Origin of the sequence: Nonomuraea sp. NPDC059023, assembly GCF_042740095.1 — a bacterium.
GTDB lineage: Bacteria > Actinomycetota > Actinomycetes > Streptosporangiales > Streptosporangiaceae > Nonomuraea.
Map to the genome: position 1 here is coordinate 90,699 of NZ_JBHYIO010000026.1, position 24,745 is coordinate 115,443.

The 24,745-nt window shown below is 70.5% G+C and carries 20 protein-coding genes; 11 read left to right on the top strand and 9 right to left on the bottom strand.

The window, feature by feature from the left end; genetic code table 11:
• The first annotated feature begins 24 nt into the window (after positions 1 to 24).
• Both ACFWYW_RS36705 and ACFWYW_RS36710 read left to right on the top strand, forming a co-directional pair.
• The gene (locus ACFWYW_RS36705; RefSeq protein ID WP_379611366.1) at positions 25 to 1,389 is read left to right on the top strand and encodes an MFS transporter; all 1,365 of its coding nucleotides are present in this window, start codon (positions 25 to 27) and stop codon (positions 1,387 to 1,389) included.
• A gap of 99 nt (positions 1,390 to 1,488) precedes the next feature.
• Positions 1,489 to 2,937 (top strand): catalase, encoded by a 1,449-nt coding sequence (locus tag ACFWYW_RS36710; RefSeq protein WP_379611367.1) that lies wholly within the window; start codon positions 1,489 to 1,491, stop codon positions 2,935 to 2,937.
• An 86-nt stretch (positions 2,938 to 3,023) separates the two neighbouring features.
• On the opposite strand, the gene ACFWYW_RS36715 is transcribed toward ACFWYW_RS36710, so the two are convergent.
• The 6 genes from ACFWYW_RS36715 to dnaK all read right to left on the bottom strand — a co-directional run bounded on the left by ACFWYW_RS36715 (position 3,024) and on the right by dnaK (position 10,499).
• A complete protein-coding gene (locus ACFWYW_RS36715) occupies positions 3,024 to 3,677 on the bottom strand; it encodes a hypothetical protein (protein WP_379611368.1) in 654 nt (217 codons plus the stop codon).
• A gap of 168 nt (positions 3,678 to 3,845) precedes the next feature.
• Positions 3,846 to 6,425 carry an ATP-dependent chaperone ClpB gene (gene clpB, locus ACFWYW_RS36720; RefSeq protein WP_379611369.1) on the bottom strand — a complete coding sequence of 860 codons (2,580 nt, stop codon included), beginning with the start codon at positions 6,423 to 6,425 and terminating at the stop codon, positions 3,846 to 3,848.
• A 6-nt stretch (positions 6,426 to 6,431) separates the two neighbouring features.
• Complete coding sequence (locus tag ACFWYW_RS36725; protein ID WP_184958700.1) at positions 6,432 to 6,782, bottom strand: heat shock protein transcriptional repressor HspR; 351 nt, start codon at positions 6,780 to 6,782, stop codon at positions 6,432 to 6,434.
• Between the two features lie 4 nt (positions 6,783 to 6,786).
• On the bottom strand, positions 6,787 to 7,977 hold the full coding sequence (dnaJ, locus tag ACFWYW_RS36730) for a molecular chaperone DnaJ (RefSeq protein ID WP_379611371.1): 1,191 nt from the start codon (positions 7,975 to 7,977) through the stop codon (positions 6,787 to 6,789).
• Positions 7,978 to 7,992: 15 nt separating this feature from the next.
• Positions 7,993 to 8,625, bottom strand: coding sequence for a nucleotide exchange factor GrpE (grpE, locus tag ACFWYW_RS36735; protein ID WP_379611372.1), 633 nt, complete (start codon positions 8,623 to 8,625; stop codon positions 7,993 to 7,995).
• Positions 8,625 to 10,499, bottom strand: a complete 1,875-nt coding sequence (dnaK, locus tag ACFWYW_RS36740) for a molecular chaperone DnaK (protein ID WP_379611374.1) — start codon at positions 10,497 to 10,499, stop codon at positions 8,625 to 8,627. Before dnaK ends, grpE begins: the two co-directional genes overlap by 1 nt.
• A 144-nt stretch (positions 10,500 to 10,643) precedes the next feature.
• On the opposite strand from dnaK, the gene ACFWYW_RS36745 reads away from it, so the two are divergent.
• The gene (locus tag ACFWYW_RS36745; protein WP_379611375.1) at positions 10,644 to 11,180 is read left to right on the top strand and encodes an RNA polymerase sigma factor; all 537 of its coding nucleotides are present in this window, start codon (positions 10,644 to 10,646) and stop codon (positions 11,178 to 11,180) included.
• Positions 11,164 to 12,174: a hypothetical protein gene (locus ACFWYW_RS36750; RefSeq protein ID WP_379611376.1), complete on the top strand. Its 1,011-nt coding sequence runs from the start codon at positions 11,164 to 11,166 to the stop codon at positions 12,172 to 12,174. Before ACFWYW_RS36745 ends, ACFWYW_RS36750 begins: the two co-directional genes overlap by 17 nt.
• Before the next feature lie 4 nt (positions 12,175 to 12,178).
• Here ACFWYW_RS36750 and ACFWYW_RS36755 read toward each other — a convergent pair whose 3' ends face one another.
• Positions 12,179 to 13,000 (bottom strand): SDR family oxidoreductase, encoded by an 822-nt coding sequence (locus ACFWYW_RS36755; RefSeq protein WP_379611377.1) that lies wholly within the window; start codon positions 12,998 to 13,000, stop codon positions 12,179 to 12,181.
• 87 nt (positions 13,001 to 13,087) lie between these two features.
• Here ACFWYW_RS36755 and ACFWYW_RS36760 point away from each other — a divergent pair, with 87 nt between their 5' ends.
• A complete protein-coding gene (locus ACFWYW_RS36760; RefSeq protein ID WP_379611378.1) occupies positions 13,088 to 13,564 on the top strand; it encodes a MarR family winged helix-turn-helix transcriptional regulator in 477 nt (158 codons plus the stop codon).
• On the opposite strand, the gene ACFWYW_RS36765 is transcribed toward ACFWYW_RS36760, so the two are convergent.
• The gene (locus ACFWYW_RS36765) at positions 13,557 to 17,312 is read right to left on the bottom strand and encodes a LamG-like jellyroll fold domain-containing protein (protein ID WP_379611379.1); all 3,756 of its coding nucleotides are present in this window, start codon (positions 17,310 to 17,312) and stop codon (positions 13,557 to 13,559) included. The two genes, ACFWYW_RS36760 and ACFWYW_RS36765, sit on opposite strands and share 8 nt — an antisense overlap.
• A 113-nt stretch (positions 17,313 to 17,425) precedes the next feature.
• Positions 17,426 to 17,773, bottom strand: a complete 348-nt coding sequence (locus tag ACFWYW_RS36770; protein WP_379611380.1) for a hypothetical protein — start codon at positions 17,771 to 17,773, stop codon at positions 17,426 to 17,428.
• A 165-nt stretch (positions 17,774 to 17,938) separates the two neighbouring features.
• Between ACFWYW_RS36770 and ACFWYW_RS36775 the strand changes: the two genes are divergently transcribed.
• The 6 genes from ACFWYW_RS36775 to ACFWYW_RS36800 are packed head-to-tail and all read left to right on the top strand — an operon-like array spanning position 17,939 to position 24,524.
• A complete protein-coding gene (locus tag ACFWYW_RS36775; protein ID WP_379611382.1) occupies positions 17,939 to 18,820 on the top strand; it encodes a proline dehydrogenase family protein in 882 nt (293 codons plus the stop codon).
• Between the two features lie 55 nt (positions 18,821 to 18,875).
• Positions 18,876 to 19,670 (top strand): pyrroline-5-carboxylate reductase, encoded by a 795-nt coding sequence (proC, locus tag ACFWYW_RS36780; RefSeq protein WP_379611383.1) that lies wholly within the window; start codon positions 18,876 to 18,878, stop codon positions 19,668 to 19,670.
• Positions 19,671 to 19,723: 53 nt separating this feature from the next.
• Complete coding sequence (locus ACFWYW_RS36785; protein ID WP_379611384.1) at positions 19,724 to 20,929, top strand: MFS transporter; 1,206 nt, start codon at positions 19,724 to 19,726, stop codon at positions 20,927 to 20,929.
• Positions 20,930 to 20,962: 33 nt separating this feature from the next.
• Positions 20,963 to 22,312 carry an efflux RND transporter periplasmic adaptor subunit gene (locus ACFWYW_RS36790; RefSeq protein ID WP_379611385.1) on the top strand — a complete coding sequence of 450 codons (1,350 nt, stop codon included), beginning with the start codon at positions 20,963 to 20,965 and terminating at the stop codon, positions 22,310 to 22,312.
• Positions 22,309 to 23,343, top strand: coding sequence for an ATP-binding cassette domain-containing protein (locus ACFWYW_RS36795; protein ID WP_379611386.1), 1,035 nt, complete (start codon positions 22,309 to 22,311; stop codon positions 23,341 to 23,343). The genes ACFWYW_RS36790 and ACFWYW_RS36795 overlap by 4 nt, the downstream gene beginning before the upstream one ends.
• Positions 23,340 to 24,524, top strand: coding sequence for an ABC transporter permease (locus tag ACFWYW_RS36800; protein ID WP_379611388.1), 1,185 nt, complete (start codon positions 23,340 to 23,342; stop codon positions 24,522 to 24,524). The genes ACFWYW_RS36795 and ACFWYW_RS36800 overlap by 4 nt, the downstream gene beginning before the upstream one ends.
• Positions 24,525 to 24,745: the final 221 nt, after the last annotated feature.

Here is a 24,745-nt window from a genome sequence, read left to right on the forward strand (position 1 = left end):
CCAGTCTGTCGCAATCTGATAGTCATGACTACTGCCACCCTTGCCCCCCAACAGGAAAGGACGAAGACCAGCGGAATCCTCCTGGTGATCATCCTCGTCGGGCAGTTCCTGGCCATCCTGAACGTCAACATCGTCAACGTCGCCATCCCGACCGTCGAGCGTGACCTGCACTCCTCCGGCGCGGGCCTGCAGATGATCGTGGCGGGCTACACCATCGTCTACGCCGTCCTGCTGATCACCGGTGCGCGGGTCGGCGACCTTTTCGGCTACCGCAACACCTTCCTGGCCGGGCTGGCCTTCTTCACGCTGACCACGCTGGGCTCCGGGCTGGCGCCCACCACCGGGTGGCTCGTGGTGTTCCGGTTCGCGCAGGGCGCCGGCGCCGCGCTGATGATGCCCCAGGTACTCACGCTCATCCAGCGCAACTACCACGGCGCGGCCAGAGGCCGGGCGATGGGCCTGTGGTCGGCCGTCGTCAGCGGCGGCATCGTGGTCGGCCAGGCACTCGGCGGCATCCTGCTCGGGCTCGGGCTCGGCTGGCGCGTGCTGTTCCTGGTGATGGTCCCGATCGGGGCCGTCTTGCTGATCGCCGGGTTGCGGGTGCTGCCGTCCGACGGGGGCGGCGGACGCACCGGTCTTGACCCGATCGGGCTCGTCACGCTGTCGGCGGCCGTCCTGTTGTTCGTGGTGCCGCTGGTGCTCGGCCGCGATCTGGGCTGGCCGGTGTGGGGCTGGATCTCGATCGGGCTCAGCGTCGTGGTCTTCTATGTCTTCGTCCGCGTGGAGCGGTGGGTGTCGGGCCGCGGGGGGCGGCCCTTGGTCGACGCCTCCGTCCTGCGGGCGCCGGGCATGCGGCCGGGGCTCGGCGTGCTGTTGTTCGGGCCGGCCACGTGGGGCGCCTTCCTGTTCACCTCGGCGCTGCACCTGCAGGGCGAGCTTCGCCTGACGCCGTTGCAGTCGGGGCTGATGCTGGTGCCGTGCGCGGTGGCGTTCGCGGGGGTCGGGCTGCTGTGGCCGCGGCTGCCTGCCAGATTGCAGCGGACGCTGCTGCCGTTCGGGTACGTGGTGGCGGCGCCCGCGTACTTCGGGCTCGGGCTGGTCAGCGGGGGCGGCTGGCCGTACGCCGTGCTGAGCGCGCTCATCGGCGCCGGGCTGGGTGTGCAGATCGCGGTCACCAACCTGGCCACGCAGTCGGTGTCGGACGAGTACGCCGCCGACGCCAGCGGGGCGCTGCTCACGGTGATGCAGCTCGGCCAGGTGATCGGGGTGGCGGCCGTGGGGACGTTGTTCATGGCGCAGGGCGAGGGGGCCACCGCGGTGGCGCTGGCGGGGCTGGCCGTACTGGCTGGCTTGTCCTCTCTTTTCCTCGTCAGACCAAAACTTGGATGACTCGTTTACTTGAATCATTCTTGTTAAGGGCATAGGTTGCGAGGGAGAGGGGGACCCGTCAGGGTCCCCGTCCACGTCCGGATTCGGGAGGACCTCGCGATGACCACCAGGCCAATCAGCACCGACGACGCCGGTATCCCCGCGCCGAGCGACGAGCACTCGCTCTCCGTCGGACCGAACGGCCCCCTGCTGCTTCAGGATCACTACCTGATCCAGAAGATGGCGCACTTCAACCGCGAACGTGTCCCGGAAAGAGTGGTGCACGCCAAGGGCGGCGGGGCTCACGGCGTGCTGCGGATCACCGAGGACGTCAGCCAGTTCACCAAGGCCAAGCTGTTCCAGAAGGGCAAGGAGACGCCGCTCTTCCTGCGCTTCTCGACCGTGGCCGGTGAGCTCGGCTCCGCCGACACCGCCCGCGACCCCCGCGGCTTCGCGATCAAGTTCTACACCGAGGACGGCAACTACGACCTCGTCGGCAACAACACGCCGATCTTCTTCATCCGCGACCCGCAGAAGTTCTCGGACTTCATCCACAGCCAGAAGCGCCGCGCCGACAACCACCTGCGCGACAACAACATGCAGTGGGACTTCTGGACGCTCTCGCCGGAGTCGGCGCACCAGGTCACGTTCCTCATGAGCGACCGCGGCACCCCGGCGTCCTGGCGGAACATGCACGGCTTCGGCTCGCACACGTTCCTCTGGTACAACGCCGCGGGCGAGAAGTTCTGGGTCAAGTACCACTTCAAGACCGACCAGGGCATCAAGAACCTCACCGCCGCCGAGGCCGACGCGCTGGCCTCCGGCGACCCCGACCACCACATCCGCGACCTGCACACGGCGATCAAGGCGGGCGATCACCCGTCGTGGACGGTGAACGTGCAGGTCATGCCGTTCGAGGCGGCGGCCGACTACCGGTTCAACCCGTTCGACCTGACCAAGGTGTGGCCGCACGGCGACTACCCCGAGATCACGATCGGCACGATGACCCTGAACCGGAACCCGGACAACTACTTCGCCGAGGTCGAGCAGGCCGCGTTCGAGCCGTCCAACCTGGTGCCGGGCATCGACACCTCGCCGGACAAGATGCTCCAGGGCCGCCTGTTCTCCTACCCCGACACCCACCGGTACCGGATCGGGCCGAACTACCAGCAACTGCCGATCAACGCGCCGGCCGTACCGGTGAACAGCTACAACTTCGACGGGCCGATGACCTTCCGCAACCAGCGGGACCCCGTCTACGCGCCCAACAGCGTGAACGGCCCCGCCGCCGACCCGGCCCCGTACGCCGGATCGGACTACCACGTCGCCGGCGAGATCATCCGCTCGGCCTACACCCTGCACGCCGAGGACGACGACTACGGCCAGCCGCGCGCCCTGTGGGAGAACGTGCTGTCGGAGACCGACCGCGAGCACCTGGTCGGCAACATCGTCGGCCACGCCTCCGCGCCCGAGGTCACCGCGGAGATGAAGAAGCGCGTCGTGGAGTACTGGAGCAACGTCCACAAGGACCTCGGTCAGGGCGTCTCCCAGGGCCTCGGCCTGTCCTGACCCCGGCACGAGCGAAGGGCCGCGACCTGGCGGGTCGCGGCCCTTTCTCATGGCTCGCGGACGGCGGGCGCGCGCCGCCCGCGCGGTCAGCTCAGCCTGAGACCGTTGAGCAGGTCGGCGATCCCCCCGGTCACCGGCTCGCTCTCGGGCACCGGCACCGCCTCCAGCGCCTTGCCGGGCGTCTCGGGCAGCTTGCCGGTGATCTCGTCCGCCACGGTCTCAGCCGGCTGTGGCAGGGCGATCGGGGCTTCCACGCCGGCCACCAGGCCGGACGCGTCGGGCAGCGCGGGCACCTCGCCCTCGACCGGCACCGGCGGCAGCGCCGCCAGCGTGCCGGGGATCGCCGGGTTGTTGGGCAGACCAGGCAGATCGGGCGCGGTGGGCACGTCCGCCACGCTCCGCAGGCCCGCCACACCCGGCGAGCCGGTGGGCATCGACGGCGCGCCGGCGGCCGCGGCAACGCCGCCCAGGTCCGCCAGGCTCAGTACCGCCGACGCCTTCGACAGGCCCGGCAGGCCCGCCTTCCTGGCCAGCGTCTCGGCGGACATCGCCACGTCGCTGTCCTTGGGCGCGGTCATCTTGTCGCCGTAGTTGCCGCTCATCCGCAGGTCGAGCAGCTCCTCGCAGACCGAGGCCACCGTGGTGGGCGCCCGCAGGGCGGCGACCCTGTCGGCGCAGTAGTCCGCCCCCAGCGCGGGGCCCGCGACCAGCCAGCTCACTCCCGTGGTCAGAGTGGCCACCGCAAGGATGCTCCGGATGCTCCGAGATGACACTTCACGTCCCCCTGATCGTTTTTGGTGATCCGACGAACGCTGAAGCTAGTCACGCGGCCGGGACAGGGACGGGTGCTTGCCCGAAGGGTGGGCCAGACCTTACCCGGCGGCCCCGGCCGGAGATCGGCTTTGACCTCAGGCGGCGCGCTCCACGGTGAGCTCGTCGTCGCCCAGGTCCACCCGGACCGTGTCGCCGTCGGTGACCGTCCCGGCCAGTACTTCCCTGGCCAGCTTGTCGCCGATCGCCGACTGCACCAGCCGCCGCAGCGGCCGGGCCCCGTACATGGGGTCGTAGCCGGTGAGCGTGAGCCACTCGCGGGCCGCCGCGGTGACGTCGAGCGTGATGCGCCGGTCGGCCAGGCGATGGGCGAGCCGGTCGATCTGCAGGTCGACGATCCGGCCCAGCTCTTCGGAGCCGAGCGCGTCGAACAGGATCACGTCGTCCAGCCGGTTGAGGAACTCCGGCTTGAACGCGTTGCGCACCGCGCCCATCACGGCATCGCGCTTGGCGCCGTTCTCCAGCTTGGGATCGACGAGGAACTGCGAGCCGATGTTGGAGGTCAGGATGAGGATCGCGTTGCGGAAGTCGACCGTGCGCCCCTGCCCGTCGGTCAGCCGGCCGTCGTCGAGCACCTGCAGGAGGATGTCGAAGACCTCCGGGTGCGCCTTCTCGACCTCGTCGAGCAGCACCACGGTGTACGGCCGCCGCCGTACCGCCTCGGTGAGCTGCCCGCCCTCCTCGTAACCGACGTATCCAGGAGGCGCGCCGACCAGCCGGGCCACGCTGTGCTTCTCGGAATACTCGCTCATGTCGATCCGGGTCATGGCCCGTTCGTCGTCGAACAGGAACTCCGCCAGCGCCTTGGCCAGTTCGGTCTTGCCGACGCCCGTCGGGCCCAGAAACATGAACGATCCCGTGGGCCGGTCGGGGTCGGAGATGCCGGCGCGGCTGCGCCGTACGGCGTCGGAGACGGCCTGGACGGCCTGGGCCTGTCCGATGAGGCGGCGGCCGAGCTCCTCCTCCATGCGCAGCAGCTTGGCGGTCTCGGCCTCCAGCAGGCGTCCGGCGGGGATGCCGGTCCAGGAGGAGATGACCTCGGCGATGTCGTCGGCGCCGACCTCCTCCTTGACCATCGGCTGGGACTCGGCCTCCTGGGCGGCGGCGCCGGCGATCTCCAGCTCCTTCTCCAGCCGCGGGACCTCGTCGTAGAGCAGCTTGGAGGCCTCGGCGTAGTTGCCGTCGCGCTGGAAGCGCTCGGCGGTGCTGCGGGCCTCGTCGAGCTGCTTCTTCAGGTCGCCGAGCTTGTTGAGCCCGGCCTTCTCCCGCTCCCAGCGGCCGACCAGGGCGTTGAGCTCCTCCTGGCGGTCGGCCAGCTCCTTGCGCAGGCGCTCCAGGCGCTGCTGGCTGGCCTCGTCGGTCTCCTTGGAGAGCGCGAGCTCCTCCATCTTCATCCGGTCGACGTTGCGCTGGAGCTGGTCGATCTCGACGGGCCGCGAGTCGATCTCCATGCGGAGCCGGGAGGCGGCCTCGTCGACCAGGTCGATGGCCTTGTCGGGCAGGAAGCGGTTGGTGATGTAGCGGTCGGACAGCGCGGCGGCGGCGACCAGCGCGCTGTCGGCGATCACGACCTGGTGGTGCGCCTCGTAGCGGCCCTTCAGGCCGCGCAGGATCGCGATGGTGTCCTCGACGGTCGGCTCGCCGACGTAGACCTGCTGGAAGCGCCGCTCCAGCGCCGGGTCCTTCTCGATGCGCTCGCGGTACTCGTCGAGCGTGGTCGCGCCGATCATCCGCAGCTCGCCGCGGGCCAGCATCGGCTTGAGCATGTTGCCCGCGTCCATGGCGCCCTCGGCGGCCCCGGCGCCGACGACCGTGTGGAGCTCGTCGATGAAGGTCACGACCTGCCCGTCGCTCTCCTTGATCTCGGAGAGCACGGCCTTGAGCCGCTCCTCGAACTCGCCCCGGTACTTGGCCCCGGCGACCATCGCGCCCAGGTCGAGCGAGATCAGCCGCTTGTTGCGCAGCGACTCGGGCACGTCACCGGCCACGATGCGCTGGGCCAGCCCCTCGACCACGGCGGTTTTGCCCACGCCGGGCTCGCCGATCAGGACCGGGTTGTTCTTGGTACGCCGGGACAGCACCTGGACCACGCGCCGGATCTCCGAGTCGCGGCCGATGACCGGGTCGAGCTTGCCGGTGCGGGCCCGCTCGGTCAGGTCGACGCCGTACTTCTCCAGCGCCTTGTAGGTGTCTTCCGGAGTCTCGCTGGTGACGCGGGCGTTGCCGCGTACCTTCTCGAAGGCGTCGAGCAGCGCCTCGGGCGTGGCGCCCTGCGCCCTGAGCAGGTCGGCGGCCTGGCCGCCGTCGGCGGCGAGCGCGACGAGCAGGTGCTCGGTGGAGACGTACTCGTCTTCGAGCCGCTTGGCGCGCTGCGCGGCCGTGTTGATCACGGTGAGCAGCTGGCGCGAGCTCGACGGCGCCGACACCGTGGCCCCCTGCGCCTTCGGCAGCGCCGCGAGCAGTTCCTCCGACTTCGCGCGGATCGCCTTCCAGTCGGCTCCGACGGCCTCCAGCAGAGGTACGGCGGTGCCGCCCGTCTGGGCCAGCAGCGTGGTCAGCAGGTGGGCCGGGGCGATCTCCGGATTGCCTTCCGCGGCGGCTCGCCGCATGGCCCCCGACAGCGCCTCCTGGCTCTTCTGGGTGAGCTTGTAGTCCATGTGTTCTTACGCCCCCGGTGGCAGCTCGTAGCGGATCAACGCCCTCACCATCTGCATCTCGGCCCTGAGCCGGTGAACCTCCTCACGCAGCCGCAGGGCCTCGTTCTCCAGCTCGAGAATGCGCTTGATCCCCGCGAGGTTGATGCCCTCTTCCTGGGACAGGCGCTGGACCTCGCGGAGCATGATGATGTCGCGCGTGGAGTAGAGGCGGCCGCGTCCGGCCGTGCGGCCGGGGCTGACCAGTCCGAGCCGGTCGTACTGCCTCAGCGTCTGCGGGTGCAGTCCCGAGAGCTGCGCGGCCACCGAGATGACGTAGACGGGGGTGTCGTCGGACAGGTCGAAATAGTTGGCGTCCATCGGCTTACTCGCTTCTGGCTCGCTGGATGAGTTCGGCGCGCGGGTCGTCGCCCGCGGTGGCCGTGCTGAACTCCGTCAGCAGGTCACGCGACTTCTCATCGAGCGCCTCAGGCACGAGCACTTCGACGCTGGCGAGCAGGTCGCCCTTGGTGCCGTCCTTGCGGGTGACGCCGCGGCCCCGGACGCGGAAGGTGCGCCCGTTGGGAGTACCCGCGGGGATACGCAGCGTGACCGGCAGACCCTTGAGGATCGGCACCTTGATCTCGGCGCCCAGCGCCGCCTCGGTGAAGGTCACGGGCACCGTGATGGTCAGGTTGTCGCCGGTCCGGCCGAAGACGGCGTGCGCCTTCACGTGGGTGACGATGTAGAGGTCGCCCGCCGGCCCGCCGTTCTCGCCCGGCGCGCCCTTGGCCTTGAGCTTGACCCGCTGGCCGTCGGCCACCCCCGCGGGGATGCGCGCCTGGATCGTGCGGGTGCTCTTGGCCCGCCCGCTGCCGTCGCAGTCGGGGCACGGGTCGTCGACGATCAGACCACGGCCCTTGCAGTCGCGGCAGGGCTCGGAGAAGGCGAAGTTGCCCAGGTTGCGGCTGGCCGCGCCGGTGCCCTCACAGGTCGGGCAGACGCGCGGCGTGGTGCCGGCCTTGGCGCCGGTGCCGGTGCACGACTTGCACGCGGCCGAACTGGTCAGCCGGAGCGAGACCGTGCTGCCCTCCACCGCCTCGGTGAAGGTCAGCGTGACCTCGGACTCGATGTCCTGCCCGCGCCGCGGCCTGGTCGTGCTGCTGGTACGGCCGGTGCCGGCGCCACCCCGGTTGAACAGCCCGCCGAACAGGTCGCCGAGCCGCTCGCCCGCGCCGCCACCGCCGCCGCCGCTCTGCTGACCGGCGGTGCCGCCGAACAGGTCGCCGAAGTCGAACGGGAAACCGCCACCGCCGGGACGCTGGCCGCCGACGCCGGACCCGAACAGCGTCCGGGCCTCGTCGTACTCCTTGCGGCGCTTGGTGTCCGACAGGATGTCGTTGGCTTCGGAGATCTCCTTGAACTTGGCCTCTTTGACGGAGTCACCCTGGTTGGTGTCGGGGTGATACTGCCGGGCCAGCTTCCGGTAAGCCTTCTTGATCTCGTCTGCGGTGGCGGTCTTGGGCACACCAAGGACGGCGTAGTAGTCCTTCTCCAGGTAGTCCTTGGTGCTCATCGATGGCCCTTCGTCCTAGTTTTCGTCGTTGTCGTCGTCAGCCGGTGAGTCGTCCGGCTCCGCCACGGCCACTCGCGCCGGGCGCAGCACCCGCTCTCCGAGGCGGTACCCGGACTGCAGCACCTCGATGGCGGTGGGTTCGGACACTTCCGACGAGTAGCTGTGCATCAGCGCCTCGTGGATGGTCGGGTCGAAGGGGTCGCCCTTCTGCCCGAACGAGCTGAGCCCCAGCTTGGTGACGGCCGCTTCGAGCGACTCGGCCACCTTCGCGAAGCCGCCGGTGAGCTCGCCGTGGTCGCGGGCCCTGCCGATGTCGTCGAGGACCGGCAGGAACTCGGCGAGAATCCCGGCCATGGCCTGCTCGCGGACCGCGACGCGGTCGCGCTCGACCCGGCGGCGGTAGTTGGTGTACTCCGCCTGGAGCCGCTGGAGATCGGCGGTGCGCTCCGCCAGCAGGATGGTGTCGGAGCCGGGTGCGCCGCTGGTGTTCGACTCGGCGCCGCCGTTGGCGGAGCCCGCGCCGGGCGCGGGGGTCGTGCCCGCGCCGGCGGCGTCCTGGGAGTCGGACCCGGCGCTCTGGCGCGCCTGGCCCGTCTCGGGGTCGATCTTGCGGTTGTCGCGGATCACCGGCTCGTCTGCCCCCGGCATCACTTGTCCTTCTTCGGCTGGTCGTCGTCGACGATCTCGGCCTCGACCACGTCGTCGTCGTCGCTCTTGTCCTGCTCGGCGCCGGGAGTGGCGTCCTGCGGAGCGCCCTCGCCGCCCTGCTGCTGCTGGTTCTGAGCGTAGATCGCCGAGCCCATCTTCTGGCTGACGGTCGCCAGCTTCTCGGCGCTCGTGCGGATGACGTCGGTGTCGGTGCCCTCAAGAGCCTTCTTCAGCTCGGTGAGCGCGTCGTTGACCTCGGTCTTGATCTCGCCGGGGACCTTGTCGTCGTTCTCGCGCAGGAACTTCTCCGTCTGGTAGGCCAGACCGTCCGCGTTGTTGCGGACCTCGGCCTCCTCGCGGCGCTGCTTGTCCTCTTCGGCGTAGGACTCGGCCTCGCGCATCATGCGCTCGATGTCGTCCTTCGGCAGCGCGGAGCCGCCGGTGATCGTCATCGTCTGCTCCTTGCCGGTGCCGAGGTCCTTGGCGGAGACGTTGACGATGCCGTTGGCGTCGATGTCGAAGGTGACCTCGATCTGCGGGATGCCGCGCGGCGCCGGGGCGATGCCGGTCAGGTCGAAGGTGGCCAGCTTCTTGTTGTAGGAAGCGATCTCACGCTCGCCCTGGTACACCTGGATCTGCACCGACGGCTGGTTGTCCTCGGCCGTGGTGAAGACCTCGGAGCGCTTGGTCGGGATCGTGGTGTTGCGCTCGATGATCTTGGTGAAGATGCCGCCCTTGGTCTCGATGCCCAGCGACAGCGGGGTCACGTCGAGCAGCAGGACGTCCTTGACCTCACCCTTGAGCACGCCGGCCTGCAGGGCGGCGCCGATGGCGACGACCTCGTCCGGGTTCACGCCCTTGTTGGGCTCCTTGCCGCCGGTCAGCTCCTTGACGAGCTCGGAGACGGCGGGCATGCGGGTCGAACCACCGACGAGCACCACGTGGGCGATGTCGGCGACCTTGATGCCGGCGTCCTTGATGACCTGGTGGAACGGGCCCTTGGTCCGCTCGAGCAGGTCGGCGGTGAGCCGCTGGAACTCGCTGCGGGTGAGCTTCTCGTCGAGGTGCAGGGGCCCCTCGGAGGAAGCGGTGATGTAGGGCAGGTTGATGTTCGTCTCGGACTGGCTGGACAGCTCGATCTTCGCCTTCTCCGCGGCCTCGCGGAGACGCTGGAGAGCCATCTTGTCCTTGGCCAGGTCGACGCCGTGGGCGTTCTGGAAGCGCTTGACGAGCTCGTCGACGACGCGCTGGTCCCAGTCGTCGCCACCGAGGTGGTTGTCACCGGAGGTGGCCTTCACCTCGACGAAGCCGTGGCCGTCCTCCTGGCCGACGTCGAGCAGGGACACGTCGAACGTGCCGCCGCCGAGGTCGAAGACGAGGATGGTCTGGTCCTGGTCCTTGTCGAGCCCGTAGGCCAGAGCGGCCGCGGTCGGCTCGTTGATGATGCGCAGGACGTTGAGGCCCGCGACGGTGCCGGCCTCCTTGGTCGCCTGACGCTGGGCGTCGTTGAAGTACGCCGGGACGGTGACCACCGCGTCGGTGATCTTCTCGCCCAGGTACGCCTCGGCGTCCTGCTTGAGCTTCTGCAGCACGAACGCGCTGATCTGCTGGGGGGAGAACTTCTTGCCGTCGATCTCCTGGGACCAGTTGGTGCCCATCTCCCGCTTGACGGAGCGGATGGTCCGGTCCACGTTGGTGACGGCCTGTCGCTTGGCGACCTCGCCGACCAGGACTTCGCCGTTCTTCGCAAAGGCGACCACGGACGGCGTGGTCCGCGAGCCCTGCGCGTTGGCGATGACGGTGGGCTCACCGCCCTCGAGGATCGAGACGACAGAGTTGGTCGTCCCCAGGTCGATACCTACCGCACGTGCCATGAGTACGTCCTTGTAGTCAAAGTTGAGTCCGATGGGCTCAACTTACGAAGCCGAATGACCTTTGTCAAACGAGTTGAGCCTACCCGACTCAACCCCGATGAGCGTGAAAGCATTCCGCGGCATCGGGCAAGAACGGGTGTGATCGTGCACAACACGCGTAACGGGGCAGATCCGCTGGGGGTTCCACCTGATCTCTTCGACCGATATTTCGGTGAGATCCACCGCTACATCGCCCGCCGCCTGACCGACGACATCGCCGACGATCTGGCCGCGGACGTCTTCGTGGCCGCGCTGCGCGGCGGTTACGACCCGGCCGCGGGTCAGATCAGGCCCTGGCTGTACGGCATCGCCACCAACCTGGTCGCCCGGCATCGCCGTACCGAGAGCAGGAGGTGGAAGGCGCTGGCCCGCGCGGCCGAGCGCGACTGGGACGACCGGGAGGACGCCGTCCTCGACCGGATCGACGCCGCGCGCCTCACCGGGCCGCTCGCGGGGGCGCTGGCCGGGCTGAAGCCGCGCGACCGCGACGTGGTGCTGCTGGTCGCGCTGGGTGGTCTGAGTCACGCCGAGGTGGCCGCGGCTCTGGACATCCCCTACGGAACCGTCGCGTCCCGGCTCAACCGGGCGCGCAAGCAACTGCGCGAGGCGCTCAAGGAGGAGTTCGGTGGAGTCGATGGATGAGCTGGAGCTGCTCGCACGTGCCCTGCCCGACGCCCGGCCGCCGTCGGACGAGGTCGTGGCGAGAGGACGCGCGAAGGTGGCGGCCGCACGGACCCGGCCGAGGGCGGGCCGGCTCGCCTCGCGAGGGAGCCGGACGCGGGGGAAGTGGGCGCGGAGGAGCTGGGCGTGGGCCGCGCTGGCGACGGCGGCGGTCGTGTCGGTGGTCGTCGCGCTGGCCGCGAACCTCGCGCCGGCGCCCGCCCCGGTGCTGACCCCGGCGCCCTCCCAGAAGCCGCTGCCGACCCCGCACAAATCCCCGAAGCCGGGGCCGAACCAGGCCATGCTCGACCTCGCCGCGCGCATCGGGAAGCTGCACGAGCCGCCACGACGGTACTGGCGCACGTCCCGGATGACCGACAGCAAGGTGCGGGCCGAGAACTGGGTGCCGCGCTCGGCCGGTGATCGGGTCATGCTGTGGGAGACGGCCGGCGGAAAGTGCACGTCGGGCTTCAGCGCCTACTGGGGCGGCAGGTACGGCGACAGGTCCGTCGCGGACTTCACCATGGCCGACCTCGCGGCGCTGCCGGCCGAGCCCGAGGCTCTGGAGCGGAAGTTCCGGGAGTACAACCGGATCTGGAACGACCGGGGCTTCCGCAAGTCCTTCGCGGAGTTCGCCCCCGTGCTCGGCAACATGTTGGACATGCCGATCAGTCCCCAGGTGCGGGCGGGGGTGCTGCGCGTGCTGGCCGGGCAGCCCGGCACCCGCGTGCACGGCGTCGCACGCGATCCCCTCGGCCGCGAGGGCCTGGTCGTGGACCTGGGCGAGGAGGGCGGGACCATCAACGACGTGCCCGTCCGCCACCGTCTGTTCATCAACCTCCAGAACGGCGCCTCGCAGGCCAGGGTCGCCTACGCCGTCAAGGGCGGCCGGATCGTCTCGTACCACGCGACCGTCGTGAGCGGCTGGACGGATCTCCTTCCGCGGATGCCGAAGGGCTGCCCGCGCAAGGGCTGAGCCGTCAGCGCCCGAAGTCGCCGGCGTGGGCGCGGGCCCAGGACTCGAAGGTGCGGGCGGGGCGGCCGGTCAGGTCCTCGACCGCCGTGGTCAGGGACGCGGGCACGCCGTCGCACGACTCCCACCAGTCGAGCAGCGCGTCGGCATAGGCGCCGCGCACGTACTGGGCCACCTCGGCCTTCCACTCCTCGCGGGTGACGGGCTTGACGCCGATCTCCCGGCCGAGCGCGCGTCCGAGGATCTCGAGCTGCTCGGCGAAGGTGATCGACCGCGGCCCGGTCAGCGTGTACGCCCGGCCGCCCAGCCCCGGATCGGCCAGCACCGCGGCGGCACAGGCGGCGACGTCGTCCTCGTGGATGGCGTCGCTGTGCGCGCCGGGGTAGGGCAGGCTGACCGGTTCGCCGGACTTGATGGCCCACGACCATGCCGTCGCGTTGCCGGCGAACGCTCCCGGGCGCAGCAGCGTGGCCGGGATCGGGGAGCGCAGCAGCGCGTTCTCGGCGTCGAGGTGGGAGACGGCCAGGGGGTTGCCGGACGGGTCGTCGGTGAGCACCGAGGAGGAGGAGAGCAGCACGATGTGCCGCACCCCCGCCTTGGCGGCCTCGGCGGCGAAGGCGTCGGCGCAGGACGGCTCGGCGTAGAGGAAGACGGAGCTCACGCCGTCCAGCGCGGCGGGGAAGGTGCCCGGATCGGTGAGGTCGCAGCGCACGGTCCGGTCGTCGTCCGGTGCCCTGGAGGCGGCGCGGACCGGCAGGCCGCGTTCACGCAGCATCGGGATGAGGGCGCGGGCGACGGCGCCGCGGCTTCCGGTGACAAGGGTGGTCATGCTGGGGTTGTCCCTTCAGGACGATAGAATAAGTGCGTCACGCAAACATTGCGTCACGCACGTAATTTAGCCGAGTGGAGGCGCACGGTGTCAAACCGCGCGGAGTTGTTCGACGTCCTCGTCGCCGAGAGCCAGCGGCACTACGCGGCGTACGTGCTGTTCAACCAGGCGCTGGCCGACAGCCTCGGCATTCACCCCACGGACCTGCAGTGCATGGGACTGCTCGACCTGGAGCCCGGTCCGGTGACCACGGGCAGGATCGCGGCGCTCACGGGGCTGACGCATGGTTCGGCCACCCGCCTGGTCGACCGCCTGGAGAAGGCCGGCCTGGTCGTACGGCAGGCCGACGAGAAGGACCGCAGGCGCACGCTCGTCGCGCCGGCCCCCGCGGCGAGGGAACGGATCGGCGCGGCCTGGACCGAGCCCGGCACGGACTTCGGCCAGGCGCTCACCGGCTACTCCGAGAGCGAGCTGGAAGTGATCGTCGACTACCTGCGCCGCACCGCTGAGGTGGGGCGCAGGCAGGCCGAGCGGCTGACGGCCGGCAGGCGGGCCGTCAGGTGATGGGGGTGTTCATGTCGGTGGTGAGCTGGGCGGGGGTCAGGGCCCTGTTGTAGACGCGGACCTCGTCGATCTGGCCGTTGAAGTATTCGCCCCAGACGGCGTTGCCGCCGATGCGCAGCACGCCGTTGTCGGTCCTGATGTTTCCGGTCGCGGTGACGGAGCTCACCTCCGCTCCGTTGACGAACAGCTTCAGGTTGGCGCCGTCGTAGGTGGCGGCGACGTGGGTCCAGGTGTTGAGGGGCAGGGAGGCGGTGCCGTAGAGGCCGCGTTCCGAGGTGGTGTGGATGGTGCTGTGGGCGCGGTCGTTGAGATCCAGGGTGTACGCGAGGTCGTTCCCGAACTGCTTCATGACGATCGTGCGCCAGCCCGTGGTGGTGGCCGGCCGGATCCATGCTTCCAACGTCATGGCGCCGGTCAGGCGCAGGCTCGGGGAGTCGGCGACGGTGACCCAGCTACCGGTGCCGTTGAACGACAGGGCGTTGCCGTACTTGCCGGTCGTGGTCCAGGACGTGGCGGTGGAGGTGCCGTTGTTGCCGCTGCCGGAGGAGTCGGCGACGGTGACGCCGGTGCCCTCGTTCATGGCGTAGGCCGCCACCAGGCCCTGGCCGGTCGGCGGCGCGGTCACGGCCGCGCTCACCTCGCCGGACGAGGCGCTGGTGTTGGGGACGGCGTCGAAGGCGCGCACGCGGTAGTAGTACGTGCCCGCCGCCAGGCCCGAGTCGGTGAACGACGTGGACGGCGTGGAGCCGACCTGGTTAGCCCCTGACGGGGTGAAGTTCGGCGTCGCCGAGCGGTGGATCGTGTAGCCCTCGACGCCCACGTTGTCCGTCGAGGCGGTCCACGACAGGGAGGCGAAGCCGGCGCCGCCGGTGGCCGCCGGGGCGCCGGGGGCGCTCGGCGCTTCGGTGTCGGGCGGTTGCGGGGTGCCGATCGGGGTGTTCATGTCGGCGGTGAGCTGGGCGGGCGTCAGGGCCCTGTTGTAGATGCGGACCTCGTCGATGAGGCCGTTGAAGTATTCGCCCCAGACGGCGTTGCCGCCGATGCGCAGCACGCCGTTGTCGGTCCTGATGTTTCCGGTCGCGGCCACTGAGCTGGTTTCTGTGCCGTTGACGTAGAGCTTGAGGTTGGCGCCGTCGTAGGTGGCGGCGACGTGGGTCCAGGTGTTGAGGGGCAGGGAGGCGGTGCCGTACAGGCCGCGTTCCGAGGTGGTGTGGATGGTGCTGTGGGCGCGGTCGTTGAGGTCGAGGGAGTAGGCGAGGTCGCTGCCGAACTGCTTCATGGCGATGGTGCGCCAGCCGGTCGTGGTGGCCGGGCGGATCCATGCCTCCAACGTCATGCCGCTGGTCAGGCGCAGGCTCGGGGAGTCGGCGACGGTGACCCAACTGGAACTGCCGTTGAACGACAGGGCCTTGCCGTACTTGCCGGTCTGGGCCCAGGTGGTCGCGGTCGTGGTCCCGTTGTTGCCCGAAGGTGAGGCGTCGCCGACGGCCGTGCCGGTGCCTTCGTTCATCGAGTACGCCGCCACCAGACCCGGCTGGCCGGTCACGGTCTGGTAGGTCGCGGTGTAGGTGGCCGCGCTCGCCGGGGCGGTGATGTTGTGGGCCGCGGCGCCGCCGTCCGACCAGGAGACGAAGCCCTGGTCGCCCTGGGGTGAAGGCGCGGACAGGCCGACGCTCGAACCGACGATCACCGTCCGGGTGAACGGCGCGACCGTCTGTTCGGCGTTGAAGCCGAGCAGGAGGCCGGGTGGGTTCGTCTGGAAGGTCAGGTTCACCGTCTTGGGCTGCAGCAGCACGCTCTTGGTGTCGGTCAGGCCGTGCGCGTCGGTGACGGTGAGCTTGAGCTCCAGGTGCGACGGATACTCGTGGTCGGGCGCCTGGAAGGAGCCGGACGCGCCGGTGAACGTGGTGATCTCGTGCTCGTGGCAGCCGCCTGGGCAGTGGTGCATGATCAGCGCCCAGTGCATGCGCGAGCCGGGGATCGTGCCGTCCTGGGCGTCGGTGCCGGTGCCGGAGAACCCGATCGACTCGCCCACCGCCCAGGTCGTCGCGGCGGTCGGGGTGGTGATAGCCGCTGTGGGCGCCGTGTTGCTGACGTTGATCGTCACCGTGGCGTCGCCCTGGCCGCCCCTGCCGTCGCTGACGCGCAGCCGTACCGTGTGGGAGCCCGGCTGGGTGTAGGTGCGCGAGGGGGTGGCGGAGGTGGAGTCGTCGAGGTCGCCGTCGCCGTCGAGGTCCCAGGCGTAGGTGAGCGGGTCGCCGTCGGGGTCGGTGGAGCCGGTGCCGGAGAAGCTGACAGCGAGCGGGGCCTCTCCCGAGGTCGCGCTGGCCGTGATCGCGGCCGTCGGCGGGTTGTTGTTGTACAGGTAGCGCACGACCGTGCCGGCGTTGTAGTCCACCGCGAACAGGTCGCCGTTCGGCCCGGTCTCCAGTTCGACCGAGCCGACCCCGGAGTCGAACGTCGTGATCGTCGCGGGGTCGGGCAGCCCGTTGGCGCCCTTGGTCATCACCCAGACGCACGAGCGGCTGTAGTCGGAGAAGAACAGCGCGCCGTCATAGGCCGGCGGGTACGGCCCGCCCGGGTAGAACGCCACCCCGCTGGCCGAGGAGTTGCCGCTGGGGCAGGGGTCGTTGGGCGCCGGCCGGGTGCTGTGGTTCCAGCCGAAGTACGGCGCGGCGTGCGCGGACGGGCCGGCCGCGTAGTAGTTCTCGCACAGGGTCAGGTTGAGCGCGTCGTAGCCGCCCTGCCGGTTGGGGCCCTCGTAGCAGGGCCAGCCGAAGTTCGTCACGCCCGCGGTCGGGGAGGCGACGCGGTTGATCTCCTCCCACGTGGTCCAGCCGACCTCGCCCAGCCACATCTCCGCGGTGCCCGGCCGGTTGGTCAGGCGGAACGGGTTGCGCAGGCCGTTGGCGACGATCCTGGCGGTGTTCTGGTCGGCGCTGCCGGCGTTCGGGTTGCCCGCGGCGGCGGCGCCGGTGTCGGGGTCGACGCGGATCATCGTGCCGTCGAGGCCGCTCGGGTCGCCGCTGGTACGCACGTCCTGGGAGCGCAGCGCGCCGCCCTCTGCAGACGGGGGCGACAGGGCGGTGCCGACCGAGTTGGGCGGGTCGCCGCAGGGGTTGTCCGGGGTGATGTCGGAGCTGGGCAGGTTGTCCTGGCCGTAGTCGGCGAAGTTGAAGCTGGCGCCGTCGCCGCCGGTCGCGTACAGCATGCCGTCGGGGCCGAACTGCAGGTCGCCGGTCGAGTGGCTGGGGTGCTGCTGGCACCAGTCGGTGATCAGCGGCGTCTCCGCGCCGGCCGGCGAGATGACCGAGAGGCGGCCGGTGATCAGGCAGCCGTCGCCGGTGGGGCCGGGCGGGCTGGGGCAGGGGTCGTCGGTGGCGCCGGCCGTACCCCAGCGTGGAGCGTTCCCGCCGGGGACGGCGTCGCGGGCGTACAGGACGTACAGGCGGGGGTCTGCGGGGAAGTTCGGGTGGAGCGCCATCCCGAGCAGGCCGCGGTCCCAGAAGTTGTGCACCTGGGTGCGCAGGTCGGCGTAGACGGTGGGGGTGGTGTCGGTGAGGGAGTCGAAGACCTTGATGATCCCGCTCTTCTCGGCCACGAAGACGCGGCCGTCGGCGGCGAACTCGATGTTCGACGGGCGCGTCAGGCCGCTGAAGACGACCTGTTTCTGGAACTGCGCCGGCAGGGCCTGCGCGGGCGCCGCCACCAACGCGACCATGCCGACGGTGAGTAAGAGCACGGACATGAGCGCACGTAAGAGCCGTGTCAAGAGAACCCCCCCAGTGACCGTTTGTCTTGATCTATGCAAGAAATCGCATGGAAGTCACTGGGGATGTCCTCATCTGGACATGTCCCGAATTATCGGAGCTTGGCGCCGTCGACGATCTTCCGCTTGCCCAGCGGCGCCTTGAGCTTGACGGTCGTCGTCTTCTGGATGGCGATCATGATGCAGGCGACGTCCTTGGCCTTCCTCGGCGTGCCCTCGTAGAGCGTGATGGTGACCTTGCCCCTGGTCTCCTTCACCTTCACCCGGGCGAGCACCGTGCACGGAGCCACGCCCGACTCCCACGTGAGCCTGACCTTGCGGCCCTTGTCGAAGGACTTGGCCTTGGCGAAGGGGACCTTCCTCGTGTTGATCGTGTCGGCGACCGGCTTGACCGGCTCCGGGCCCTTGGGCGGGGTCTGCTCGACGGGCCCCGAGCTCACCGGGGCGGCCTTCGTGCCGGTGGGGGCTGCCGTCTGGGGCGGCGCAGCCGTACCGCAACTCGTTACCAGAACCAGGCATCCAGCCAGGAGGATTGTCCGCATAACCTTTCGACGGATCCCGCGTCGTGCGGGTTCATCCGCGGCGCTGAAGTTAGGGTGAGGGACGTGCTTCGTCAGGCCCTCATCGCCGTCTCCAAGAGCGAGCGCGCCCAGCGCGTCGTCTCCTCCTCGCCGCTGACCAGGGAATTGGTCCGGCGATACGTCGCCGACGACATCGGCGCCGTCGTCACCGAGCTGACCGACCGTCGGCTGCTGGTGACCGTCGACCACCTCGGGGAGGAGGTGCGCGACCGGGCGCAGGCCGACGGCGCCGTGCGCGCCTACCTCGCCGTGCTCGACCGGCTGCCGCCCGGCGCCGACGTCTCGGTCAAGCTCACCGCGCTCGGCCTGCGCCTGTCCGAGCAGCTCGCGCTCGACAACGCCGCGACCATCTGCGACGCCGTGACGGGTAGAGGCATCACGCTCACGCTCGACGCCGAGGAGCACGACACCGTCGCCGGGCTGGAGTCGGTCCACGCCACGCTGCGCAAGGAACATCCCGGGGTCGGCATCGTCGTCCAGGCGTACCTGCTCGACGCCGCCGAGCGCTGCGCCCGCCTCGACGGCGCGCGCGTACGTCTGTGCAAGGGCGCCTACACCGCACCGGGCGCCTACACCTCCGCGCGGGAGATCGACCGCTCGTTCGTGCGCTGCCTCAAGATCCTCATGGCCGGGAGCGGCTATCCGATGGTCGCCACGCACGACCCGCGCCTCATCGAGATCGCCTCCGCCCTCGCCGTGCTCAACGGCCGCGACGCGACCGCCTTCGAGTTCCAGATGCTGTACGGCGTGCGTCCCGCCGAGCAGGAGCGGCTGGCCGAAGTCGGCGCCCAGGTCCGCGTGTACGTGCCCTACGGCGCCGACTGGTACCCCTACCTGATGCGCCGCCTGGCCGAACGCCCGGCGAACCTCGCCTTCTTCGCCCGTTCCCTGCTGTCCAGAAGCTAGCCGCGGCCCGCCCGGTAGGCTGCGGGCCAGCGTCTACACCTGCGAGGAACCTGACATGATCGCGATTCTGGGCACGGGCAAGATGGGCGAGGCCCTGCTGTCGGGGCTGCTGCGTGCCGGGTTCAAGCCGGGCGACATCGTGGCCACCGCGCGCCGGTCGGAGCGTTCCCAGGCGTTGCGCGAGACCTACGGCGTGCGTACGGTCGCCAACCCCGAGGCCGCCAAGCTGGCCGGCACCATCATCCTGGCCGTCAAGCCGCAGGACATGGCGGCCCTCCTCGCCGAGATCGCCCCCTACGTCGCCGCCGACCGCCTGGTCATCTCGGCCGCCGCCGGCATCACGACCTCCTTCGTCGAGGAGCGGCTGGGCGTGGACGTGCCGGTGGTGCGGGTCATGTCCAACACGCCGATCCGCTTCGACGAGGCGATGAGCGTCATCTCGGCCGGCGCCCACGCCGGCGAGGAGCACCTGCGCCGCACCGAGGACCTCCTCAAGCCCGTCGGCAAGGTGCTGCGCATCCCCGAGTCGCAGCAGGACGCCGCCACCGCCCTCTCCGGCAGCGGGCCCGCGTACTTCTTCTACCTGGTCGAGGCCATGGTGGACGCCGGCATCCTGCTCGGCATGCCCAGGGCCGCCGCACTCGACATGGTCACCCAGTCGATCGTCGGCGCCGCCATCATGCTGCGCGACTCCGGCGAGCACCCGGTCATCCTGCGCGAGGCCGTCACCAGCCCCGGCGGCACCACGATCGCGGCGATCGCCGAGCTGGAGCGCCACAGCGTGCGCGCCGCCTTCCTGGCCGCCATCGAGGCCGCCCGCGACCGGGGCCGCGAACTCGCCTCCGGCTGAGCGCGACCCCCCACTAACAGGAAACTTTCCTGCGTGGGGCAGGATGGGCGCCCATGTGGACCCGGGACTTCCGTCTCTTCTTCGTGGCCAGGACGGTCTCCATGGCCGGATTCGCCATGATGCCCGTGGCCACCGCCCTGGGCATGCGGCAGGCGGGCCACGGAGCCACCGGCGTGGGCCTGGCGCTGGCCGCGACCTCGGCGCCGATGGTCGCGCTGATCCTGTTCGGCGGCGTCCTGATGGACCGTTTCACACCTCGCCGGATGATGATCGGCGCCGACGTCGCCAGGATCGCCACCCAGGCGACCACCGCGGTCCTGTTCATGACCGGCAGGCCCGCCCTGTGGCAGATCCTCGTCCTGTCCGCGGTCAACGGCGTCGCCACCGCCATGTACAGCCCCGGAGTCGCCGGAACCATCCCCAGGATCACCGCCGACATCCAGAAGGCCAACGCCGCGCTCCGCGTCTCCGAGTCGATCATGATGCTGGCCGGGCCCGGCCTGGCCGGCGCGCTGGTCGGGCTGGCCGGCGTCGGCACCGTGTTCGCGCTGGACGCCGCCGGGTTCGCCGCCAGCGCCGTCTGCCTGCTTCTCATGCGGGTCAGGGTGGCCCGCGCCGAAGCCGCCCGGCCGATGCTCCACCAGCTCAGGGAGGGCTGGCAGGAGTTCCGCTCGCGCACCTGGATGTGGAGCGTCATCCTGATGTGGATGATCTTCGGCATCACCCTGTTCGGCCCGCTCATCCCGCTCGGCTCAGAACTCATCACCGGCGCCTACGGCGAGGCCGCCTACGGCCTGGTCCTGTCCGCGGGCGGCGCGGGCACCATCGTCGGCGGCCTGGTCGCCATGCGGGTGCGCCCCGCCCGCCCGCTGGCCGCCGGCGCGACCGGCATGCTCCTGTTCGCCCTCGAACCGCTCACCATCGCCCTCGGCGCCCCGCTTCCCGTGATGATGACCGGGCACCTGCTCGGCGGCGCCGCCTGGGGCCTCTGGTCGGTCATGTGGGCCACCAGCATCCAGACCAACATCCCCGGAGAGGCGCTCAACCGGGTCAGCGCCTACGAGATCGGCGGCTCGGTCATGGCCATGCCCATAGGCAACGCCGTCGCCGGGCCGGTGGCGGGCTTCGTGGGGGCGGAGAGCGTGCTCGGGTTCTCGGCCGTGATCGCGGTGTCGGGATGTCTGGTGCTGCTGGCCGTACCGGCTGTCCGGGGGGTACGGCTGGCCACCCCCCGGCCGGTCGAGGCCGACGCCGTGTGAAGGGCGCGTGACCCTCTCTTTACGATGGGCCGGGTGACGATCCGTCGCGGAATTCCCCCGCTGCTCGTCCTTCTCGCTCTGACCGGCTGTTCGGCTGACGCGCCGCCCGCCGTACAGCTCGCGGAAGTAAAGCGCGCGCCCGTCACCGAGGTCGTCGAGGCCCCGGCCACGATCGGCGCGCGCGCCACCGCCACCCTGCGCTCGCCCGCGCAGGGCACCGTCGCCAAGCTGTACGTCAGCGACGGCGACCACGTGAAGAAGGGCCAGATCCTGGCCAAGATCCGCTCCCCGCAGGCCGAGGACCAGCTCAAGCAGGCCAAGAAGGCCGCCAAGCCGGCCCGTACGCCGTCGATCGGGATGCCGCGGATCCAGCTCGCCGCCTTCGACACCTCCGCACTCGACCGCAAGGTCGGCGCGCACTTCACCAAGGCCGCCCGCGAGGCCAGGAAGATCGACGACCCGCGGGCGCGCGAGCAGGTGCTGGCCGCGGTGAGCCTGGCGCGTACCCAGTACCGGGCCCAGTCGAAGGCGCTGGCCGGCATCACCGCGCAACTCGGACGGACCATCTCCCAAGTGCTCGCGCAGACCGCCGGCGGCCTCAGTGCCTCGATGTCCTCGCTGCAGGCGGCCTCGCTGACCCAGGCCAGGGTCGCGGTCAAGGCCGCCGAGGGGACCGTCAAGGCGCTCACGATCAAGGCCCCGTTCACGGGCGTCGTCACGCTCGGCCGCGCCTCGGGGGAGAGCGGCGCCGCCACCCCGGGCCTGAGCGGCCTGCTCAGCCAGCTGCCCGGCGGCGGCCAGCCACTCCCGAACCTGCCCTCCAACGGCGCCGGGACCGCCGTCGCCGCCGGGGTCCCCGTCTCGGCCGGCGACTCGATCATCACCGTCACGGACATCTCCAAGCTCACGATCTCCGCCGACATCGACGAGACCGACATCCTCCTCGTGAAGGAGGACGCCAAGGCCGAGGTCGAACTCGACGCCGTCCCCGGCGCCACCTACACCGCCGGGGTCGCCGGAATCGGTGTCACCCCCATGCAGTCCAGCACCGGCGGCGTCAGCTACCCCGTACGCCTCAGTCTGGGCGCCGGAACCTTCGACGACGGCACCAAGGCGCCCGCCCCCAAACCGGGCATGAGCGCCGTGGCCCGCCTGATCGTCCGCGAGTCGCCCGAGGCCGTCTCGGTGCCCGCCTCGGCGATCGTCAGCAGCGGGCGGGAGAGCGTCGTATGGGCCGCCGCCGGCGGCGTGGCGCAGCGGCGCGTGGTCAAGCTCGGGGCGCAGGGGGAAGCGGTGGTCGAGGTACTGAGCGGGCTGTCGGTGGGCGAGCGCGTGGTGGTGAAGGGCGCTGATTCCGTACGGCAGGGCCAGCAACTGCCATGACCTCCACAGAGCCGGCGCTGGAGGCCGTCGACCTCACGCGGCGCTACCAGCTCGAAGGCGTGTCCGTCGAGGCGCTGCGGGGCGTCACGCTCCGGATCGACCAGGGGGAGTTCGCCGCCATCATCGGCCCGTCGGGCTCCGGCAAGTCGACGCTCATGCACCTGCTCGGCTGCCTCGACCGTCCGTCGTCCGGGCAACTGCGCGTGAACGGCGTGGAGATGTCCGGCCTGTCCGACACCGAGCTGGCCGAGCTGCGCAACCGGACCATCGGCTTCGTCTTCCAGTCGTTCCACCTGCTGGCCAGGACGTCGGCGTTGGAGAACGTGGCGCTGCCGCTGGTGTACCGGGGTATGGGCAAGGCGGAGCGGCGCGACCGCGCGCGGGCCGCGCTGGAGGCCGTCGGCCTGGCCCACCGCCTCGACCACCGCCCGTCCCAGATGTCCGGCGGCGAACAGCAGCGGGTCGCGATCGCCAGAGCCCTGGTCGGCGAGCCCAAGGTCCTGCTGGCCGACGAGCCCACCGGCAACCTCGACACCCGCAACGGGGCCGAGGTCATGGCCATGCTCGACCGCCTGAACGCCGACAGCGGAGTCGCCATCGTCCTCGTCACCCACGAACCCGACATCGCCGCCCACGCCCGCCGCCAGATCCACGTCCGCGACGGCCTCATAGAACTGGACACCGCCACAGACCACCTCCCCGAGTTACTCCCCAGAAGCCCCCACCCCACGGCCACCCACCCCAAGCCCGCCCACCCCACGGATGCTCACCCCACAGTTGATCGCCCCACGGTTGATCGCCCCAAGGTCACACACCCCGAGCCCGCCCATCCCGGGGGTGACCACCCCACAGTTGCTCACCCCGACCCCGCTCACCCCGACCCCGCTCACCCCGAGGCCGCTCACCCAGAGGGTGGCGGTGATCCTGAGGGCGGTCACTCCGAGGTTGACCACTCTGGGGGCGGCGCATCTTCCAGGACCCGGGCCTATGGGTTCGGTTCCGGGGACCGTTCGTGGGAGGAGGGCCGGTGAGGGGGCGTGAGGCGTTCGGGATGGCGCTGGAGGCGCTGCGGGTCAACCGGATGCGCAGCCTGCTGACCATGCTCGGCGTGATCATCGGCGTGCTGTCGGTCGTGATCCTCGTCTCGGTGGGCACCGGTGCGAAGGACACCGTCGAGCGGGAGATCTCCGGCCTGGGCAGCAACATCATCCTGATCGTCCCCGGCCGCCTGAACGTCGGCGCCGCCCCCACCCAGAGCCGGTTGGACCTGACCGACGTGGCGTACGTGCGCCGCGTGGTGGGGGATCCGGGCAAGGTGACCGTGTCCCTGCAGTCCGGCGAGACGGTACGCGTGGGCAGAGCCGAGGTGTTCTCCACCATTGTCGGCACCGACGAGAACCTGCCCAAGATCTTCGCCCGCCCCCTGGACAAAGGCCGCTACCTCAGCGAAACCGACGTCGACACCCGCCGCCGCGTCACGGTCCTGGGCTCAGAAGTGGCGAACAAGCTCTTCGGCGACATAGACCCGATCGGCCGCCAGGTCTCCATCTCCGGCGCCCGCTTCCGGGTAGTGGGTGTGTACGCCCAGCTGGGTTCCGCCTTCGGAGTGGCCAGGGACCAGGAAATCCACATGCCGGTCACCACGGCGCAGCGCCTGCTCGGCATCCCCCGCATCAACGGCATGGCGGTCGGCGCCGGCGGCCCCGACGAAATCGAGCCACTCCAGCAGAAGGTCGTGGACGCGCTGGTCGACCGCTACCCGGGAGAACACTTCTCGGCGGTGACCCAGACCCAGCTCCTGGGCACCATCGGCACCGTGATCAGCATGCTCACCGGCGTACTGGCGGCCATCGCCGGCATCTCACTCCTGGTGGGCGGGGTGGGTGTGTCCAACATCATGCTGGTGAGCGTCCGCGAACGCACCCGGGAAATCGGTCTCCGCAAAGCCCTGGGCGCCCGGCAAGGCGACATCCTGCGCCAGTTCCTGATCGAAGCAGTCCTCCTGACCACGATCGGCGGCCTGATCGGCATAGCCCTGGGAGTGGGCGGCGCCCTGGCCATCGCCACCTTCACCCCCGTCCCGGCCTCAATAACCTGGTGGTCGGTGGCACTGGCCTTCGGCGTCTCGGCCGCGGTGGGCGTCTTCTTCGGAGTGGCCCCGGCCCGCCGAGCCGGCAAACTCGACCCCGTAGTAGCCCTCCGCGCCGAGTAAACCCCCCACCACGCCAGCCTCACCCCCGCCCCGCTGACCTCACCCCTGCGGACCGCTCGCTCCGCTCCCCGAGCGGCTCGCTCCGCTCACCTCGCCTGCGCGGGACTGCGCCGCGCGGGTCGTCCGCCCGCCCAGGGGTGTTGCCGCGCCGGCCTCACCTCTGCGGGAGGGTCGCACTGCTCAGCCGAGCGGCTCGCTCCGCTTGCCCCGCCTGCGCGGGG